This is a genomic window from Bordetella ansorpii, from assembly GCF_900078315.1.
Lineage (GTDB): Bacteria > Pseudomonadota > Gammaproteobacteria > Burkholderiales > Burkholderiaceae_B > Bordetella > Bordetella ansorpii.
The window spans coordinates 199,327-217,534 of record NZ_FKBS01000025.1; the positions used below are offsets into that span (position 1 = coordinate 199,327).

17 protein-coding genes and 1 other annotated feature are annotated in these 18,208 nt (G+C 61.9%); of the genes, 6 read left to right on the top strand and 11 right to left on the bottom strand.

The features are described from left to right. Positions 1-10 precede the first annotated feature (10 nt). The gene (locus A7W11_RS18485) at positions 11-838 is read right to left on the bottom strand and encodes a restriction endonuclease (protein WP_066416788.1); all 828 of its coding nucleotides are present in this window, start codon (positions 836-838) and stop codon (positions 11-13) included. Between the two features lie 470 nt (positions 839-1,308). On the opposite strand from A7W11_RS18485, the gene A7W11_RS18495 reads away from it, so the two are divergent. Next, positions 1,309-2,534, top strand: a protein-coding gene (locus tag A7W11_RS18495) for an IS3 family transposase (protein WP_109842673.1) whose coding sequence is annotated in 2 segments (ribosomal slippage) — positions 1,309-1,594 and positions 1,594-2,534 — 1,227 coding nt in all. Because the reading frame shifts where the segments join, the coding sequence is not laid out codon by codon here. Further along, positions 1,587-1,703, top strand: a sequence feature (AL1L pseudoknot). It overlaps the preceding gene by 117 nt. Positions 2,535-2,751: 217 nt before the next feature. On the opposite strand, the gene A7W11_RS18500 is transcribed toward A7W11_RS18495, so the two are convergent. Both A7W11_RS18500 and A7W11_RS18505 read right to left on the bottom strand, forming a co-directional pair. After that, on the bottom strand, positions 2,752-3,291 hold the full coding sequence (locus A7W11_RS18500) for a JAB domain-containing protein (protein ID WP_066416793.1): 540 nt from the start codon (positions 3,289-3,291) through the stop codon (positions 2,752-2,754). 314 nt (positions 3,292-3,605) lie between these two features. Next, positions 3,606-3,953 carry a DUF2958 domain-containing protein gene (locus tag A7W11_RS18505; RefSeq protein ID WP_066416802.1) on the bottom strand — a complete coding sequence of 116 codons (348 nt, stop codon included), beginning with the start codon at positions 3,951-3,953 and terminating at the stop codon, positions 3,606-3,608. Between the two features lie 361 nt (positions 3,954-4,314). Here A7W11_RS18505 and A7W11_RS18515 point away from each other — a divergent pair, with 361 nt between their 5' ends. Continuing rightward, positions 4,315-8,184, top strand: a complete 3,870-nt coding sequence (locus A7W11_RS18515; RefSeq protein WP_156523151.1) for a PIN domain-containing protein — start codon at positions 4,315-4,317, stop codon at positions 8,182-8,184. Between the two features lie 116 nt (positions 8,185-8,300). Here A7W11_RS18515 and A7W11_RS18520 read toward each other — a convergent pair whose 3' ends face one another. Beyond that, on the bottom strand, positions 8,301-9,083 hold the full coding sequence (locus A7W11_RS18520) for a helix-turn-helix transcriptional regulator (RefSeq protein WP_066419203.1): 783 nt from the start codon (positions 9,081-9,083) through the stop codon (positions 8,301-8,303). 97 nt (positions 9,084-9,180) lie between these two features. On the opposite strand from A7W11_RS18520, the gene A7W11_RS18525 reads away from it, so the two are divergent. Together A7W11_RS18525 and A7W11_RS27565 are read left to right on the top strand one after the other, a co-directional pair. After that, the gene (locus A7W11_RS18525; protein ID WP_066416811.1) at positions 9,181-10,647 is read left to right on the top strand and encodes an MFS transporter; all 1,467 of its coding nucleotides are present in this window, start codon (positions 9,181-9,183) and stop codon (positions 10,645-10,647) included. A 109-nt stretch (positions 10,648-10,756) separates the two neighbouring features. After that, complete coding sequence (locus A7W11_RS27565; protein WP_162270289.1) at positions 10,757-11,296, top strand: ProQ/FinO family protein; 540 nt, start codon at positions 10,757-10,759, stop codon at positions 11,294-11,296. Here A7W11_RS27565 and A7W11_RS18530 read toward each other — a convergent pair. The 3 genes from A7W11_RS18530 to A7W11_RS18540 all read right to left on the bottom strand — a co-directional run bounded on the left by A7W11_RS18530 (position 11,253) and on the right by A7W11_RS18540 (position 13,078). Then, positions 11,253-12,275, bottom strand: coding sequence for an endonuclease/exonuclease/phosphatase family protein (locus tag A7W11_RS18530; protein ID WP_066416822.1), 1,023 nt, complete (start codon positions 12,273-12,275; stop codon positions 11,253-11,255). The genes A7W11_RS27565 and A7W11_RS18530 overlap by 44 nt on opposite strands. 72 nt (positions 12,276-12,347) lie before the next feature. After that, positions 12,348-12,590 (bottom strand): hypothetical protein, encoded by a 243-nt coding sequence (locus A7W11_RS18535; RefSeq protein WP_066416827.1) that lies wholly within the window; start codon positions 12,588-12,590, stop codon positions 12,348-12,350. Beyond that, positions 12,587-13,078: a tlde1 domain-containing protein gene (locus A7W11_RS18540; protein ID WP_066416831.1), complete on the bottom strand. Its 492-nt coding sequence runs from the start codon at positions 13,076-13,078 to the stop codon at positions 12,587-12,589. The genes A7W11_RS18535 and A7W11_RS18540 overlap by 4 nt, the downstream gene beginning before the upstream one ends. 219 nt (positions 13,079-13,297) lie before the next feature. On the opposite strand from A7W11_RS18540, the gene A7W11_RS18545 reads away from it, so the two are divergent. After that, positions 13,298-13,660 carry a hypothetical protein gene (locus A7W11_RS18545; RefSeq protein WP_066416844.1) on the top strand — a complete coding sequence of 121 codons (363 nt, stop codon included), beginning with the start codon at positions 13,298-13,300 and terminating at the stop codon, positions 13,658-13,660. 19 nt (positions 13,661-13,679) lie between these two features. Here the strand turns inward: A7W11_RS18545 and A7W11_RS18550 are convergent, their stop codons facing one another. The 4 genes from A7W11_RS18550 to A7W11_RS18565 all read right to left on the bottom strand — a co-directional run bounded on the left by A7W11_RS18550 (position 13,680) and on the right by A7W11_RS18565 (position 16,950). Further along, positions 13,680-14,708 (bottom strand): hypothetical protein, encoded by a 1,029-nt coding sequence (locus A7W11_RS18550; protein ID WP_066416849.1) that lies wholly within the window; start codon positions 14,706-14,708, stop codon positions 13,680-13,682. Positions 14,709-15,093: 385 nt separating this feature from the next. After that, a complete protein-coding gene (locus A7W11_RS18555; protein WP_066416864.1) occupies positions 15,094-15,546 on the bottom strand; it encodes a hypothetical protein in 453 nt (150 codons plus the stop codon). A gap of 105 nt (positions 15,547-15,651) precedes the next feature. Beyond that, the gene (locus A7W11_RS18560) at positions 15,652-16,053 is read right to left on the bottom strand and encodes a hypothetical protein (RefSeq protein WP_066416875.1); all 402 of its coding nucleotides are present in this window, start codon (positions 16,051-16,053) and stop codon (positions 15,652-15,654) included. Between the two features lie 63 nt (positions 16,054-16,116). After that, positions 16,117-16,950 (bottom strand): DUF932 domain-containing protein, encoded by an 834-nt coding sequence (locus A7W11_RS18565; protein ID WP_066416878.1) that lies wholly within the window; start codon positions 16,948-16,950, stop codon positions 16,117-16,119. Between the two features lie 851 nt (positions 16,951-17,801). On the opposite strand from A7W11_RS18565, the gene A7W11_RS27570 reads away from it, so the two are divergent. Beyond that, positions 17,802-18,167, top strand: coding sequence for an H-NS histone family protein (locus A7W11_RS27570; RefSeq protein ID WP_082887356.1), 366 nt, complete (start codon positions 17,802-17,804; stop codon positions 18,165-18,167). Positions 18,168-18,208 lie beyond the last annotated feature (41 nt).

The following is an 18,208-nucleotide window of genomic DNA, read 5'->3' on the forward strand; positions in this document are numbered from 1 at the left end:
ACTGCTGAGGCTATTCTTCCGCGGCAGCCATGCCTCGGTTGACAGCCTCTTCGATGGAGGGAAGGTCTTGGCCGTAGTACTCCCGGATAAGGTCCTCTCTTGAAGCTTGCACGGCAACGAACTGGGCATCGGGTCTGGCGCCCGGCGGCAGGTACAGCACTATCGCGGCGGCGTTCATCCGCTTCTCGTACAGTTCCAGCGTGAGGAGAAAGGCGCGCAATGCAAATCTTGGAAGCCCACGAACGACCCACCGTTCAGCGTCCAAGCCTGCCTCTCGACACACCCGCTCGGCATGGTATTTAGAAAACATAAGCGGGATGAGTCTTTTGTCGGAGCCTGGATCCTTGAAACCGTAGTGCGACCCGGTCACCTTCCCGCCGCGCACTTCCATGATGATCCAAAACGGCTCACCCATGTAAGTCTCATCAGGCAAGGCTACCGCGGTGAGACGTTGCGCCATCAGGACGTTGAGGGTGGGAAGATCATCAAAGCGTAGCGCAAGAATATCGACGTGCTTGGCGAAAGCTTGCGCGCCGCTCTGGTAGCCGCGCCGCGAGACTACGACTCCCGTGATATTGCCAATATCGCGCAGCTTAGATTCGAACTCCTGAATCTGCCCTTTGGACACGGGCGTCGCCCAATCCTTGCATTCGATCGCCACCCGATGCCGGATGCCTGCTCTTGAAAACTCGTAGTAGACGTCCACCTCGTGCTGCACGCCGGACTTTCCCGTCATGAATACGGTATTGCCGACGACAACGCCTTCATCCTTCATATTCAACAGGAAGGAATAGACTTCCTGCACATCCTTTTCCAGTGATGAACCTGGCTTCATCATCGATCTCCACAGAGCATCCCAACGCCGAATCTCTCGGGCCTCTCAATCTATGGTGCACACGATAGCGCCCCCATACCAAGCACAACGAGTCGAGAAAAACGGTAGACAGGCCAAACTTCCGTGCTTTGCGAAGGCCTGCGGCAACAGCAGGCCGTACGTCTGACAGCGCCTTTTGTCTGAGCCTTGTATGCGCAAAGTCACTGTTCAAACATACAGCTACAATTGAGCAGCAGCGATGATGGCCACGTCCAGACTAGGCATGCCGGCCATTGCGGCGACACACTTCACGTTGCGGTCAAGGCGTGATGAAGGTGCCGCCCGGCACCCGTTTGTTTTCCGTGAGTTCCCTGTGCGGGACCTTCGTCGCGCAGTCTTATAGGGCAGTACCGCGTTGGCCCAACCGACACAGGCCTGAGGCTGTGAACCGCCCCGGAAAATCTGGAGGCTCCATTCCTTGAGAAGATGGAGCTATGAGCAGAGCAAGCAAGTTCTCCCCGGAAGTCCGGGAACGGTCGGTGAAGATGGTGCTGGAGCACCAAGACGAGTACGAGTCGCAGTGGGCGGCGATCGTGTCGGTGGCGGCCAAGGTTGGCTGCACGGCCGAGACGCTGCGAGGCTGGCTTCGCCAGCACGAGCGCGACACGGGCAAGCGTGACGGCGTAACGACGGCCGAGAAGGAGCGCATCAGGGCGCTCGAACGCGAGGTGCGCGAGCTGCGCCAGGCCAACGAGATCCTACGCAAGGCGTCGGCGTATTTTGCCCAGGCGGAGCTCGACCGCCCCTTCAAACGATGAAGCGATTCGTCGATGAGCAGCGAGACGTTCACGGGGTCGAGCCGATCTGCAAGGTGCTGCAGATCGCCCCGTCGACGTACTACGCGCATGCGGCCAGGCAGGCCGATCCGGAGCTGCGATCGCAGCGGGTGAAGACCGACGAGATACTGATACCCGAGGTGCAGCGCGTGTGGGACGACAACTACCAGGTCTACGGGGTACGCAAGGTCTGGCGGCAGCTGCGGCGCGAGCGAGTCGACGTTGCGCGCTGTACCGTGCAGCGGCTGATGAAGCGGCTTGGGCTGAGGGGCGTTGTTCGAGGCAAGGCCGTGCGCACGACGGTGAGCGATCCGAAGGCGCCGTGCCCGCTCGATCACGTGAAGCGGCAATTCAAGGCCGATCGGCCGAACGCGCTGTGGGTCAGCGACTTCACGTACGTCTCGACTTGGCAAGGATGGGTCTACGTCGCTTTCGTCATCGACGTGTTCGCCCGTCGCATCGTGGGCTGGAAGGCCTCCTGCTCGATGCAGACGGACTTCGTGCTCGACGCGCTCGAGCAGGCGTTGTACGCGAGGAAGCCGGTCGGCCCGGATCGCCTGATCCACCACAGCGACCGAGGCGTCCAGTACGTGTCGATCCGATACACCGAGCGGCTGGCCGAGGCGGGCCTGGAGCCCTCTGTGGGCAGCGTGGGCGACTCGTTCGACAACGCACTGGCCGAGACCATCAACGGCCTCTACAAGGCCGAGGTGATCCATCGGAAGTCATCCTGGCGCACGCGCGACGAAGTCGAGTGGGCCACGCTCCATTGGGTCGACTGGTTCAACAACCGCCGATTGCTTGAACCGATCGGTAATATCCCGCCGGCCGAAGCCGAAGCCAACTACTATTCGCAACCCAACGAGTCCGTCATGTCGGCGTGACTCAACCCAAGGAGTCTCCGGGAAACCCGGGGCGGTTCACTGGAACACAAATCCGCTGACCGAGCATCGTGGCCAATAGCGGCCCGTCCAGCAATGGCAGAACTGATTCACTAAGGCATAGCAGGCAGGCATTGCAGCGACTATGCGTTGCCCCGACACAGCGGGAACGGCGCAGGGTGGCAAAGCGGGCGCCATGTGACACCCGCCTCTCAGCCCCCTACAGCAGGCCATCCTGGGCAAACGACAGCGTCGCGCCGCCGGCGACCAGAATGTGGTCAAGCAGCGCGATGTCGACCAGTTGCAAGGCTTCGCGCAAGCGGCGGGTCAGTGCCTTGTCGGCTGTGCTTGGTTGCAAATTGCCGCTGGGGTGGCAATGCGTGATGATGGCAGCCGCAGCGCCGCGCCGCAGCAGCAGTTGCAAGACCTCACGGGGGTAGACCGAGCATTGGGCCAAGGTGCCACGGAACGGCTCATCATAGGCAATCAACCGATTCTGCGCGTCCAATGCCAAGACGCCGAAAACCTCGACCTCCCGGCCCATGAGCATCGCTGCGCACAAAGCCTGGGCATGCTCAGGACGTTGCATGTTGGGTCGATCAGCGATTGCCGACTGGGCGAGATAACGGGCAGCGTTGTAGATTTCGTCAGGCACGGCTGGTCGATACTGACCAGCATCGTCCCGCACGAGCAGATGGGATTCGGCCGCACTGGTTGGCGTGTAAAGGTCCTGTGAATCGAAAAGGGCGAACTGCGTCATGATGCGCTCCTGGCAAGGTGCCAGGCGGGATTGCCTGGCCCTCGCCCCGCACCGGGCCGCAGCGCAGCCGTCAAGGGGAAACCGGCGGGAGCCGCAAGTGCCGACAGGCACGCAGCCCTGGACGGCGAGACCGGTCCGGTACGCTGGGCGATCTACAGGCAAGCCCCTCTCTCCCCTGCCTTGCAGCGCGTTTTGACGGTGTTTGGGCGGCGGCGCCAGGGCAGCATCGACTGGCCCGGCCCCGCTGGGTGGCGCCGTCGGGCAGGTGCCATCGCGGGCACGGCGCTGCCGCTGGCAGCGACGTGCTGTAGCGATCACATGACGATCCCACCGGCCAAGCGGGCGTCTCGAGCGTAGGCATTCAGTGTCTTGCGTGCGCGAAAGTGCATGTCGCGCGCGATGGGCATGCGCATCGGGCCGCGCACCTCGGCCAGTTCCTGCAGGCTGACCCAGCCCAGCTCCGGCATCCCGATGCCAACGTCGCACAGGCCGTAGGCACGGTCCGGGTCATCTGGGTCGATCTCGCTCAACAGCCACGTGCCATTGGCGTCGGGCGTAAAGAGCTTGACCACAGGCATGGGATCAAAGTTGTGGCATTGGCGTGATTGTTGGCCGTTGGCCTGCAGCGCGGTATGTTCGGCGTCAGTGAAAAGCGGGTGCATGTCGGTCTCCGGTTGCATGGGCGGTATTGCCCGGCCGGGAACAGCACGGCGCAGCGCAAGGCGTCCGGGGGCTACGCCGGCCGACAGGCCGCCAGCGCGCCAGGCGCGCGCCGCCCTTGACGGTTGCGACCGCCGTGGTAGGGTAGTCCGAGAGCAAGACCGCCCCAGTCCCGCCACAGATGCATTTGCCAGGCACAGCGGAGCGCCGCCATATTGAAGGTGTGCCTACAACAATGGCAATGAAATAGCGATCCGATCCTATGCATAGATGCCATAGCGGTGACGTCCACATCGGTTTGTCATTCGTATAATCTTCGACGAATAGTGCATACAGCCACCTCACGTATAGCAACGGTGAGCAATGACAAATACTGACGGTGTAGCCGTTCCCGAGCCTGGCAACGACAAGGTCTGGGAAAGTTGGGTGCAAGACTTACTCTCCAAAAAGCACGGCGATACAGCCGTCGCCTATGGCCGATCCGGACAAAAACAACATGGCATTGACTTTGTCATCGGCGCGACACCTGGACGAATAGGTGTTCAGTGCAAATTCGTCAAGTCTGGCAGCAAACTGGACCTTAAACAGGTCAAGGAAGACTACGCAGCCGCACTCCAGGTCAGCCCACCGCTGGCCGAGTTCCATCTCTACACGTCCGCAGAGAGCGACACTCACACCATTGATTTACTTGCCACCTATGCACAAGAGGTAGCAGGTACAGGGCCGACTTTTCGCTATTTCATGCGGCGCGACTTCGAAAGTGAGGTGCGGCAGTACGGCCTACTGCCTCGGCTGCTCGGGTTGGATGTCAGCTTTAGCGTCATGGCGAGCGAGACATCAACCAATCCTGCCGCAGACGCGCGGCTTGTCGCAAAGTCCGACGCCACTGTCCGCGGCCCCACGTCGATGGTTTATGGCCAGATGCTGGAGAGCGTCAGACTGTTGGTTCAGCAAGGCAACATGGCAGCCGCCGATGGGCTGGTCAAGGTTCTTCTCAGCACACGTCACGATCTGAGCGACAGCGAACTGGCCCGCGTCTACGCGACGCAGGCCATCCTCGCCTCGCGCAACGGTGACCCTGCCGCCGCCGCACGACTGTGGCGAGCGTCGGCGGACATTGAGCCGCAGGTGGCCTTGCAGCAAGCGCGCCGGGCACAAGCGTTCTTGTGCGAGGACCGCTACGCCGAGGCTTACGCACAAGCTGTAGCTGTGATGGCCATGCCCAGCCCGCCCGCGCTTGCTGCGGTGGTGCTCATTGTGAGCGCAGGACAATTGGGCAAACGCAGAGAGGCCGAGGCGTTACTCACGCCACGGCTCAAGCAAGAGCGCGATATCGCGTTGGTGCGTGCCTACGACGCGTTAGAAGATGGGCGTTTTGAGGAGGCAGACCAGATACGACGCGATCTGGAGCTACTGCACCCGGACGAATGCGACACGCGGCTGATCCACGCAAATAGTCTATTTCAGCGAGCGCTTGGCGGGTTGGAAAAAAGACGTCCTGAGGCAATTCAGCAGCGAAACCGCGGTGACCTCATCGACGCCAAAGCCCTCTATCAACAGGCGCTACAGCGCTATGACCCGAAATGGGAACGTTCGGTCTGGCTGCCAGCGGCGCTGAATCTGGTCTCTGTCCTCAAAATCCTCGGGCAGTACCGAGAGGCCGCAGATGTCGCGAGTTCAGCCGTGGGGCACTACGGCACCGACATCGAAGATTTCCCTTCCCTTGCCATTGCCCTGGCCGAAGGCGGTCGAGCCAGCGAAGCATTGCGGCATATCGAAAGTATCGCCTCGCCGGCACCAGCGTTGCGTATCGCGCAGGCCAGCGCGCTTTTGCACTTGAACCAGTTCACCAAAGCGCTGACTGTGCTGAAGGCCTGTGCGGACCAACTCAATGGTTTGGACGCAGACAACGCACGCTGGATGCTGCTTTACGCGCAATGGAAAGTCCAAGCGACTCCCGATCTCGAACGCTTGACCGAGGACTTCTACGACAAAGCGGAGGACAAGCTGTCGGCGTGTCAACGGATTGTTCAGAACGCGTCGCACCTTGGCTTTCCGGCTCTGTCCGAGCAGTACGCCAAGCGCGCTATCGCGCTATACGAACAAGCACCGGATCCCGATCGGCGTCTTTTTATCGCCAACGCAAAATTGATCATCGATGACCCTGAAGGGGCGGTGGAGATACTGTCGCCCGCCATCGAGTTAGATCGTCCTCAGGGGGGACCGCTCGAGGAGCTGTATGCCTTCTGCCTGCTGCGTTTACACCGTTTGGAATCGTTGGACAAATTACTCTCGGGTCTTCCGGCCGATTCGGCAGAATCGGCTCGGTTCGATGGCTATCGGATCGACGCCGCACTGCAGCGTGGCGATCGCCCCCAGGCACTGACGGCGGTACAGGCGGCGCTACAGAGGAATCCCTCTGAAATAAAACTTCGAACCTTGGAGGCCTTACTGCTTCGGGAAGCTGGGCTTGTTGACCAGGCTAAAGATCGACTGAGCACCATTGAGTACCGCACACAGGCGCCTTTAAACAGTATCGCGTTATTCGCTCGTGAAGCCCGGCTTTTGGGCGCCTGTGAACAGGCTGACGAGTTCGTGTATCGATGGATACGCGAGAACGGCGAAGATCCCGAAAACGTCGCGTGGTTTCTGGCTCAATTCCTGATGGCGAGAGCATCGTCTGACGTTGACACGTTGGACACGGTGACTACTCAATGTGGCCTGAGCCTGCAGGCGACACGAGGCGAGCCGAAAGAGCGATGGCTGGTCATTGACTCACGCTTTCCCGAAGCGGCGGCCACGGGCTGGTTCACGCCGAACTCGCATGGCATGCAAGCGTTGCTTGGGAGACGATGCGGAGATGTCGTAGACCTGCCCGTTTTTCCCGGCGGCCCCTTCCTGATAAAGAACATCCTGCCCATTCATGGCGGCGCGTTCAAGCTGCTGATGAGCCACTATGGCGACTCGACGCCCATGAGCGCATCGCTACGGCAGATGTCCATACAGACCATAGACGGGCGCCCTGACCTGACAAACGTCTTCGAGCAGTTGGACGCCTCGCGCAACGCGACGCAGCACGCTTTGGCGATCTATGCCGAAACGCCGATTTCATTGGGTCACTTGGCCGGACTCATGCGGCGCAACCCCCTCGACATTTGGCGCGGCCTATATGGGGGCACAGAGCATCACGTTCGCTCGGAATCGGCCGGCAACGCTTTGCTCGCCCCTGTTGTTTCTGCCCTTGGCAGTCCAGCGCCCACGATCATCCTGGACCCGATCACGTTGGTCAGTTGGACACATTGGGGCTTGCTCCCGTTGGCCAAACGACTGTTCCCCAGGATCAGTATGACGGCATCGGCGGTCGACATTCTCAACCAGAAAATTGCCGAGGTCGCGTCGATGGGTGATGGCCCTCAAATGCAATTGGCTGCCGGCGATCAGCCAGGCCAGTACACACGCATTGAGGTCACGCCCGCGATGATGCAGGCCGAGAGAGACTGGCTAGAAAAGGCTTCGCAATTCATTCGGGAAGCGGTATCGGTATGCCCCACACCGTTGACCGGCTTGCCAGAAGACGTCTACTCGACCATGCGATACAACTGGCCCCCCTACCTGGCCGACCAGATGCAGTTGGCCGCCCACCAACAAGGGATTCTCGTCGCGGACGACTTGTTTATTGAACGCCTTTGCGTTCTGCTCAAGCTCACACAAGCGTCGACGCGCTTGCTCTTTTTGGGCGCGCATCGCAACGCGCATATCGACGTCGTTCAATATACGTCTATTCTGGCCAAGCTCGCTGAGGCCAACTACGAATTCATTTCGTTCTCGCATACCGACCTGATCGGTGCCTCAACGCTTCACGGCGTCACGCCCACGCCTGCCCTCGTTGCCTTGCTGCGCTACATGTCGGTACCGTCGCTGGATCTTCGAAGCGCGCTGCAAGTATTGGCGAACTACTGGCAGATTGCGACGGATTCCCAAATGTCCACTCATTTGGTGGAAGCGACAGTCAGCATTGCGCTTAGCGCGTTAACGCGCCACGCAACGCGCTGCAGTCCGGAAATCATCGACGCGCTGGACACGTTCGCGCGCGACATCATTGGAGGCAAATACGGCGCGGTTATCCATGCCGCGTTATCGCAGTGGTGTAGCGCACACTTTCTTCCTTCGCCTCCCGCGTATTCTTCATCAACCCTGGGAGAGGATGGATCCGCGCGCCGCGGCGGCCAGTGATTTGCACGCTGGCGCTTCCTTCTACACACGATTTTTCTTTCAGCCAATCTAGAGGCCTCGTCAGGCACTGAATTCAAGGCTGCGAGGATCGATGTCGTCAGGACGCAAACCGCACGCTACAACTGCCGTGCATAGACCACCAGCCGCAGGTGCCGGTCTTCATCGACGGTCAGCGAGGTATGCTCGAACCGTTCGGGCCTGCCGTCGATCATCAGCGTGCGCACGCCATTACAGGGCGCATGAACGTCATGCCTTCGCCACCACCCCTTGAAATCCGGCGACACCCGTTCCAGGCTGTCCACCAGTTGGTGAATGTCGGCCTCCTGTGTGGCACGGGCGAAGTCGCGGCGAAAGCTCGAGAGCATCAGCGGGGCTTGTTCTTCCCAAGCGTCCACGCGCTCACGCAGGACGGGGTCGCTGAACAGCAGCCAGAGCAGGTTGCGCCGCTCGGGTGCGTGCGCGCCAAAGCCGAAAAGCCCATCGGCTGGCGCGTTGAAGCCCAGCACGTCCCAGCGCAGGTTGAGCGCGAAGGCCGGATGCGGCAGGTCGTGCATCAGGCGCCGCACCAGCGGCGGCAGCACGCACCAAGTCTTGCCCGGTTCGGCGGGCGGGCGTTCGTGGGCCAGCAGGAACAGGTGGCGGCGTTCAGCGGCATCCAGTTTCAGCACCCGCGCCAGGTTGTCCAGAAAGGTGGCCGACACGCCAATGTCGCGCCCCTGTTCCAGCCATGTGTACCAGGTCAGACCGACCCCGGCGAGCGCGGCAACTTCCTCGCGCCGCAGCCCTGGCGTGCGGCGACGGCCACCGCTGGGCAGGCCCAGGTCGGCAGGCGACAGGCGCTCGCGGTGCGCGCGCAGGAAGGCCGCCAGGTCGTGGCGGGTTCTCTCGAGGCTGCGCATCGTCATCCGATTGCTTTGAGCAATAGCATAAATGGCTAAATTGTAATTGCTTAAAAGGGGTCCGAGAATGATCGCGTCTTTACCCTGGATACGCAACATGCCCTCGAATTCCCGCATTCTCCCGCCGCCGCGCGCCGCCGCCCGCCCGCCCTGGCTGGGGCTGTCCGTGCTGCTCTTGGCCGGCTTCGTGACGATCTTCGACCTGTTCGTGGTCAACGTCGCCATCCCCAGCATGCAGGCCGGGCTGGGCGCGAGTTTTGCGCAGATCGGCTTCATCGTGGCCGGCTACGAGCTGGCCTTCGGCGTGCTGCTGATCACCGGCGGGCGGCTGGGCGACCTGTTCGGCCGCCGGCGGCTGTTCGTCGCCGGCATGGCGGGTTTCACGGCGGCCTCGGCCTTGTGCGGGCTCGCGCCCGACGCCGGCTTCCTGATCGGCGCACGGGTGCTGCAGGGACTGGCGGCCGCCTTGCTGTTTCCCCAGGTCTATGCCTCGATCCGCGTCAACTTCGACGGCGACGGCAGCCGCCGTGCGTTCGGCATGCTGGGCATGACCCTGGGCCTGGCCGCCATCGCCGGCCAGGTGTTGGGCGGATGGCTGGTGCATGCCGATCTGTTCGGCTTCGGCTGGCGCAGTATCTTTCTCATCAACGTGCCCATCGGCCTTTTCGCGATCGCGGCGGCACGCCACATTCCAGAGTCCCGCGCGCCGCAGCGCCCGGCACTGGACTGGATGGGCGTGGCGCTGGTCAGCGCCGGGCTGGCGCTGCTGCTGGTGCCGCTGATCGAGGGGCCTGGACTGGGCTGGCCGGCGTGGAGCCTGTTGTCGCTGGGTGTGGCTGTGCTGCTGTTGGCACTGTTCCATCGGCAGCAAGAGCAACGGCGTATGGCTGGCGGCTTGCCACTGGTGGACATGCGCCTGCTGTCCCAGCACCGCTTCGCGTTGGGCGCGGTGCTGGTGCTGCTGGTCTATTCCACGTCCAGTTCCTTCTTCCTGTGCTTCGCCCTGCTGGTACAGACCGGGCTGGGGCTTGACCCTTTCGCGGCGGGCAGCGTCTTCGCGCCGTGCAGCGTGGGCTTCGTGCTGGCATCCCTGGCCGCGCCGCGGTTGGTGGCGCGCTGGGGAACACGGGCCATCGTGGCGGGCGCACTGGCCTATGCGGTGTCCATCGGGCTGCTGATCGCGCAGGTGGGGATGGCGGGCGTTGAACTGGCGCCCACTCGACTGATCCCCGTGCTGATCGTGGTCGGCGCCGGTCAGGGCTTTATCATGACGCCACTGTTGAACCTGGTACTGGGTTTCGTCGATGAAAACCAGGCCGGGATGGCCTCGGGCGTGATCTCGACCGTGCAGCAGGTCGGCGCGGCGCTGGGCGTGGCGGTGGTCGGCATCCTGTTCGGTTCGACGCTCGCCGATAAAGGTGCAGCGGCACACACAGACCAGTATGTCTCGGCCTTTGTTGCGGGGATGCGCTACAACTTGGGCGCGGCCCTGATGGTCTGCCTGCTCTTGACGATGCTGGTCAGGACGCAGCGGCCTGCAGCCAGGCGCTCTCGGCATCCGTGACAAGCGAATGCTTGCAGCCCTGCGGCTAGACCGTCTGGTGCAGTACAGCCGCTTGCAAACCAGACCGCGCCAACCGTCTACACTGCGACCGGTGTTTTGCAGGAGCAAGATGGAGATGGGATTCGAAGCGCTTATCGCCCTCAAGAAGCAATTGCAAGCCAATGCAAAACAGCAACTGGCAGGCAAACAGCAAGATCCAGCACGCCGCAAGGCGCCGGAACAGTCCAAGAAAGCGACCCGTGCAAAGGCCGACCCTGCTTTGTTGGCAATCGCTCGACTGCAGCAGAGCTACCCCGCCGCATTTCCCAAAAAGCCTGGAGCCAAGCTACCGCTCAAGAAGGGTGTTTTTGAAGACCTCAAGGTGCAAACGGCGCATGGGTTGGCGCCGGATGCGCTCAAGCTGGCTCTATCCGTGTGGTGCCAAGGAATGCGCTACTGGAAGTGCTTGAAGGATGGGGCCGAGCGCGTGGATCTGACCGGGGCCCCTTGCGGCCAAGTGACTGCGGCGGAGGCGCAGCGTGCTCGGCAGTTCATCGGTCGCCACGTTCGAACACTGCGAAGCAGCCGACACACATCAGCAACACCCGAGGATGCGACCCCGGTCGTCAGCGTTCCACCACCACCACCGACACGGGATAGTGGTCGCTGAACCCGTCGCGGTTCACGTTCTTCTCAGCATTACCCCGTGGCAAGCCAAAGCGGATCGGCTCGGGCGTGGCGATGCTCTTGGACACCTGCTCGGGAAAGGCCTCGATGCGTGCGCTGGGCAGTTCCACGACAAGCGGTGCCTGATTTAATAGCAGCCCGCGTGACACCAGGATCTGGTCGAACAGGTTGGCATCGCCTTGGTAGTAGATCGTGCCGTTGACCGCGCGCGTCTTGCCTGCCACGTCCACCAGCTCCTGCGCCAGATACTGCCAGCTCAGGTTATAGAGCCTGGCGCTTCTGGCGCGCTGCACGTCCGACAGTTCGCGGGTGCCGCCGGCATGGATCGTCAAGGACGGATCGAAGGGGTCGTCATTGAAGTCGCCCATGATGATCAGCGCCACATCCTCGCCTTTTTCCTCGCGGATGCGTTCGTGCCAGTAGCCCACGGTCTCGCCCGCCGTCATCCGAAAGCCCCGGCTCAATTCCGCCCCGCCGGTGCGTGAGGGCCAGTGATTGGCCATTGCCACCAGCTCGGCACCCGTCTTGGTGACGAAGGTCGCCTGCGTGATGTCGCGTGTGCCGGTGCGGCGCAGCACCGCGTGGTGAAACAGATCGCGGGCCTTGAATGCCTTGCTGTCGTACAGAAAGGCAGTATCGATGCCGCGCCGGTCCCGGCTGGCATCGGCATGGATCGCCTTGTAGCGGCGCTCGGGCAACAAGGACGCAACCGCGGCGATCAGCGCGTCCAGCACGTACCTGTTCTCGATCTCGCACACGCCCAGCAGGTCTGGCCCCCTGCCCTCGTTCATGCGGGCGATGACCGACGCCAGTTGTGCGAGCTTGCGCTCGAACAGGGCCTGGGTCCAACCCTTCAGGTCCGCACCGACCGCGCTGGCAATCCAGGGCTCGCGGTCCGGGTAGGACTCCGGTGCGAACAGGTTTTCGAGATTCCAGAACGCAATGTGGTAGCGGGCGGTCATAGGGATACTGTTGAGAGTTTTCAAACGGCGCGGCGCCTGCTCGCCACGGCATAGCCCTGAGAGAAAACGGCCTTATCGCCTCGGACGCAAACGCAACCGATGCAGCAGCAGACAGACGGCCAGTGCCACGCCGTCGAGTATCAGCAGCGCTGGCCAGGGATTGGTCCATTTATCCATGTTGGTGGTTCGGCCATAGTGCGGCGGACCACTGCCATAGGCTTCCCAGAGGTTGATCACGTTCACATAGAGCACCGCGACGGCAACGACCAGGGCGATCACGACGACCAAGGACCGAGGTAGGTGAAATCGCTTCATTGCGGGTACTCGACGATCAAAGGGATATAGCAGCGTGGCAAGCCATTCAGTAGACGCTTGAGATCCTTCACGAAGGTATCCATGCTGTGGGTCAGATCGATGCAGCCGGCGCTGCCCGGCGTATCGCCGCCGTGGATGAAGAAGCCGCCGCGCCCGAAGACGGGCGTATCGGGATAGGGGCGTATCGTGATGCGGTGGTTGCCCCAGGCCGCGCGCGATGCGGTGAAACGATACCAAGCGTTGTCCCACATCTGCGATAGATCAATCCAGTATTGGCCGGCAGGGATGGGCCCCACGTTGGCCAGGCGCTGACGCGCCGCGGAATAGTCGAAGCGTCCCGACGAGGCAGGTCGGCCCGAGACGGCAGGGTAGCGCAAGCCGCGTTCCGGGATCGTCAACACCTGCCCATCGAAATGCAAGGAAAACGGTGCGCGCATGCAGGCCGGGATGGCCGGGGTGCCGCGTTCTGCCGCGTATCGATCCGTCATGCTTGCTCAGTCGTCCAGAAGGAAACCCCCCAGACGCTACCAAGCCCATTCGCGGTGAAGATGACAGGAAACGATCACTTTCACGTTGTTGCGCTTCACTGCACGGCCAGGTTCGGCCGGCTCTTCGCAAGACCATCGGAGGCCAGACTGATAGGCGTTTCGGGCTGGGCTGATCAATTATGCTGTATAAATATACAGCTATATTTTTGGAATCACCAGATGTTCTACACCGTCACTTTGCATCATTCCGACGCGAGCGCCGCGCTGCGTCAGGAAGCCGAAGCCCGCTATCGTCGGGCCCTGGACGCGGCCTTGGGTGGCACGCACGGCGTGCTCATGGGCTGGCATGCCTGGCAAACAGCCGAGCACTTGCTGGGCGAGCTACCCGAGGAGACCTGGCGTGTGGCTCGGCGTTGGCTGATCGCTGCGGAAGCGGCCCGCCGCGCAGCGCTGGCCGACATCGAATGCACTGATGCGACCTATTTTGAAGTGCTGCCCGCCACTGGTGCCGGGCATGTCGGCTCACCGTCCGCACGCGGCTCGGCAACTGCCACAGCCAGCGGAATCGTGGCGCGGTCGTGAGACCGCGCCTGACCGACTATCAGGGATGCGTATCACCCGCGATAGCCACGGCGGCAGCACCGCGGCCCTCGCTTGCCAGCATTCGCTCGCGATAGAACCCTTGCTTCTCCAGCAAGGCATACATGCTCTCGAATAGCGCGCTTTGCACCTGCGTGGCCGTCAGCAAGTTAGCCAAACCCGCCTGACCGTTGGGGTACAAATCGGCAAGCCACACCCCCTCGACCAAGCGCCCCACCCAGGTACCGTTCGCCTTGATGTCGGACCAATAGCCCTGCTCTGGCTGGAATCGATGATGCGTGAGTGCCGGGACGTCAAAAGCAGCCGAGTCGCCACTCCAAAACTCGCGCACCGCAGGGCTGACAGCCAATCGCACGCGCCAGCAACCCTCGTCGTATGAACTCGGACGGAACACGTCGCAGCGCACCGGCGCAAGGGCCGACAGGACAGCCCGCGCAAGAGATGCTTTGACCCAGCCTATGCAGTTTCGATCATCTTGCTGATGCTCGGCGGCGTACACGTACATGCCGCCCTCCCAGTGGCCCTCAATCAAGCGCGCCGAGAGCAGTCGCTCATCGCGCTTGGAACGAATCACGGGCTCGTCCAAAGAGCGGTGCGACGCAGCCGAGTCCACGCGAAACGCCTCGGGGACGGCCTTGCCATGCTCAGGCAGGATGAAGTTGACGTGTGGCTGGTTTGCCAACCCCGCTCCCGACAGATCGACCGCCACGTCGTATTCCAGATGGCTGACAAATTGCACTTTGCGCTTTGCCACCTTGACCTTCAGCGCATACCCGTCGAGCACCGCACCTACGGCAGCTGCGGTCAGGTAATTGGTGAGGGTTGCAAGCTTCGCGACAAATCGGGCCTGATCAAACTTGGCCTCGTGGATCGGTGGCTTGCTGGCGAGAAAGGCTGCGTGCGAGCCAAAGCCGTATGCGAAAGCAACAGCCTCAACGAGGTGCCCAAGCTTGAGGGGGAACAGGTCCGCGGTAGCGGCACTGATAGCGTGTGCGCGATGGCGCACGAGAGTCTTCAAAGAAGGATCCATGACTTTTCCAAAATGAGTGTATGTCCTGACCGTCGATTACCCAGGACTTCATTTGGGAGAAGTCTGGTAACAGACCGCCTACAAGGCGGCGAGTGAGAGCTGACGGTAGCTCAGGCGATGAAGCCCAGGCGAGTGGCCTATAAGTAGGCTACCGAAGCGGCAGAAAAAATGCAAGAAATCATGGCGCGGACCGGGCGAGTGATCGATGGCAGACGCTGCGCGACAGCGGCGATGCGAAGGACGTCGGCTTGGACCCTCAGCACAATGTCGGCAACTGGCAACAAGCGTGATACCAAGTACGACGCTGGTGCGGATGTGGCGGCGCAGCCAGCGCCGCTTTCGGTTTGATGCATTGAACGCGAGCGCAGTGCGGCGAAATTTTTGTCTAGATGCGATAGGCGCGCCGCGCATCACGTTCAGCGCATGGCTGAACGCTGCCATCGTCCTGCGCAATGCCCCATCGCGCCCAGGTGTGGCGACCGCGATGATCGCGTTGGCCCCAGCGGATGATATCGCCCGCGCGCGCCAGGACCTCCCCATCTCCGCCCGAGGCGCTGCCCAGAAAGATGCCGAACGTCAGATCGCAGCGTTTGCCGGGCGGCCAGCGCACCACGCGAGCAATCCAGGGCTGCCCGTAGCGGCGGGCATTGAAGCGGTCGAAGGCGACGATCACACGGACCAAGTTATCGCCAGCGGGGCCGGCCTGGAGCCGATCCAATGCCGCGCGAGCGATGTCGTGAATGAAAGGGATGGTGGACTGGCGCAAGATACTGTCCAAGGCGTTGATGGCAATGTCCAGGCCGACGGTTTGCTCGGGTGTCGTTGAAGGGGTGTGCATGGTGATTCTCCCAGCGGGGCTGCCGAAGGCTCCCCGCTGAAATATGGGTGGTGATTTCGCAGGGTTCAGTCGCGTCCCGGTCGCTACGGGCCGGGGCGCGACGGACTACGACTGGACGGCTTTGGCCAGGGCGCTTTCCCAAGCCTGCCGGACCTCAGCATGGCGGACCATGCGTTCAGCGTCGGTCAGCGCACTGGCGTACTCAATGAACCAGACGGCCCGCTTCAAGGCGTCGAACAAATCGCCTGCGGCATCGCGCATGCGCTCGGCCGCCTGGTGCGCGCAGACCTGTTCGCGCAGATCGATCAAGGCCTGCCCCTGCATCTCATAGACGTGTAGGGACACGTCACCGCATTCGTTGCACCAGGCATCGTCGTATTCGCTGTTCAGTTCCCAGGCCTGAGTAATCGGGTTGAATCGGCTCGTGGCCTCATACCCCACGTCGTCGCTGCCGCAGTGCGGACAGCGGTACATATAGAGCGGCATCGCATTGGGTTGCGTCGGCATGACATCCTCCGTGCGTATTGATGAGCGGGCCGCGCCGCCGTTGGCGGCGCGGCATTCTGGGCATCAGCTCTTGAGCTTGGCCATCTCGTCGGCCAGGGTCCACAGGGCACGGTTGAGCGCGGTGCCCTGGTCGATGCCGTTGATGGCACGGGTGGTGATGCGCCGGCTGTTTGCCGAGCGGCCGGAAAGTCCACCGCGCACTAAGTTTTCCTGAGCCCGGTTAAAGACCGTCCACAGGTCCGCGCGTGCGTCCTCGGCACGGCGCGGCGCAATGGCTTGCTCGGGGCTGATGGGTGCGGCTGGACTGTCGTAGCGCAGTTGCAGCGCGGCGGTGGCGAAGGCGCGCGCCTCATCGGGCGTGACGGTAATGCTGCGCATGCGTTCGCGCGATTCTGTGACCAGGCCGAAGTCTTCCAAGATCACGTTGGCGCCCTCGAGCACTTGGTCGCGCACGTCTCCTTTGTGCGGCACACGGATGTCCTGGAAGGCTTCGCCGCAGATCAAGCCGTTCGCGCAGACAAAGCGGAATGCGCCGGCCAGCATCTGGTAGGCGCTGCTGCCGTTGTGGGAATTGAGCAGGACGATTTCGTGGGCGGTGTCCTGGTCGTTATGGGAGCGGTGGCGCAGACGGATCAGGTGTTTGGTGTAGTCGTGGTGGCCGGCCTTGCGGGTGTGGGCCTGGACGGCGGTGTAGGGCTCGAAGCCCTCGGCGCGCAGGCCACGCAGGATGTCGATGGTGGGAATGTAGGTGTAGCGGGCAGAGCGGCTTTCGTGCGCGCCATCAGCAAAGATGGACGGCGCGACATTGCGCAGTTGGTCTTCGGTCAACGGTTGGCCGTTGGTGCTGGTGAATTCGCGGCGGTTGCGGCCAAAACGGGAAGCGAGTGCGGGTTGCATAACAGTCTCCTGGGACATGGGCACGGCGGGCCGGGGTGGCCCGTCGTGCCCATGCAGGCGACGCGGCATGGACGGCGCGTGCCGTCAAGGGAAAGAGCGCCGCAACCTGGCGCGGCCCGCAGCGTAGCGAGGACACGGGGTTGCGGCGCGGCCCTTGACGGAAGAGGCGCGCCAAACATGCCAGCAGTTTGGCTTACCCAGCAAACTATCCAGATCTTCCTTGACCCAAGATCATTGATTTAGGTTATTCGAACAATTCAAAGAACCGGATCGCGTGAGCAAGCGCACCGAACGTTCATCGCTCAATAAATATCCCGGCAGCGCATGAGAATCGATATTTTCTTTCACATTATCGACACTTGGTCCAGTTAATCTGAATGTGGCACCGATAGGTGCCTTTGCACCCCATCATGATCCTGGACTTGGCTCGGGTCTGACCAGGGGAAAGTGGTCAGAAAATCCTTTAACTTGCATCGACACAAGGTCGCCAAGATGTCGAGACCGGCGACGGATAATGATCCGTCTGCCTGGGGCCAGCTCGGGCCTCTTCCCAGCCATTCAATATGACAAGAGATCGAGAATAGTTGCGGACATTAGAAACAAGCGGCCGAGCCGCTGGAAATCCGAATAATCAAGTCCGCAATTCTGCCGCCCCCCGTTCAGCCCAATACCTTTTGGGCGCACACTGGATGCATGATAGAAGCGGCCCCATCGCGAATCGGGTATTCTGCGTATGCTCGCCTTGTTGATCGGCACGAGCCATGCGACCATATACGACACGCTATTGCAGCCCCCCCCCGGACAACCCGATATTCCGTCGTTCTGATGAACAGTTGGATTTGGAGTATGTGATGCGACAAGAAAATTTAAAGACCATTGAAGCCCAGATTCGCAAACTCGAAAGGGAGAAAGAGAAGCTGCGGCTACGCCGCCGAAAGCCTGTGATCGCATCGATTGTCAAATCGATGCAAGAGTACGGCGTCACACCGCAAGAGCTGCAGGAAGCGCTTGCCCGCACAGCAAACAAACGTGGCAGCCGCGCACAACTGCGCAAAAGTGGCGCCACGCCCGGCACCAAGCCGCGCGCAGCGGTGGCCGCGAAGTATCGCCATCCCGACAGCGGTGCATCTTGGTCCGGCCGTGGCAAGGCGCCACGCTGGTTGGTTGAGGCGGAAACCCAAGGCCAGCGCCGGGAGGAGTTTCTGATCACCCCATAAGCCCGAGGCACCCCCACCGCGGGCGCAAAACGTCGCCCAGT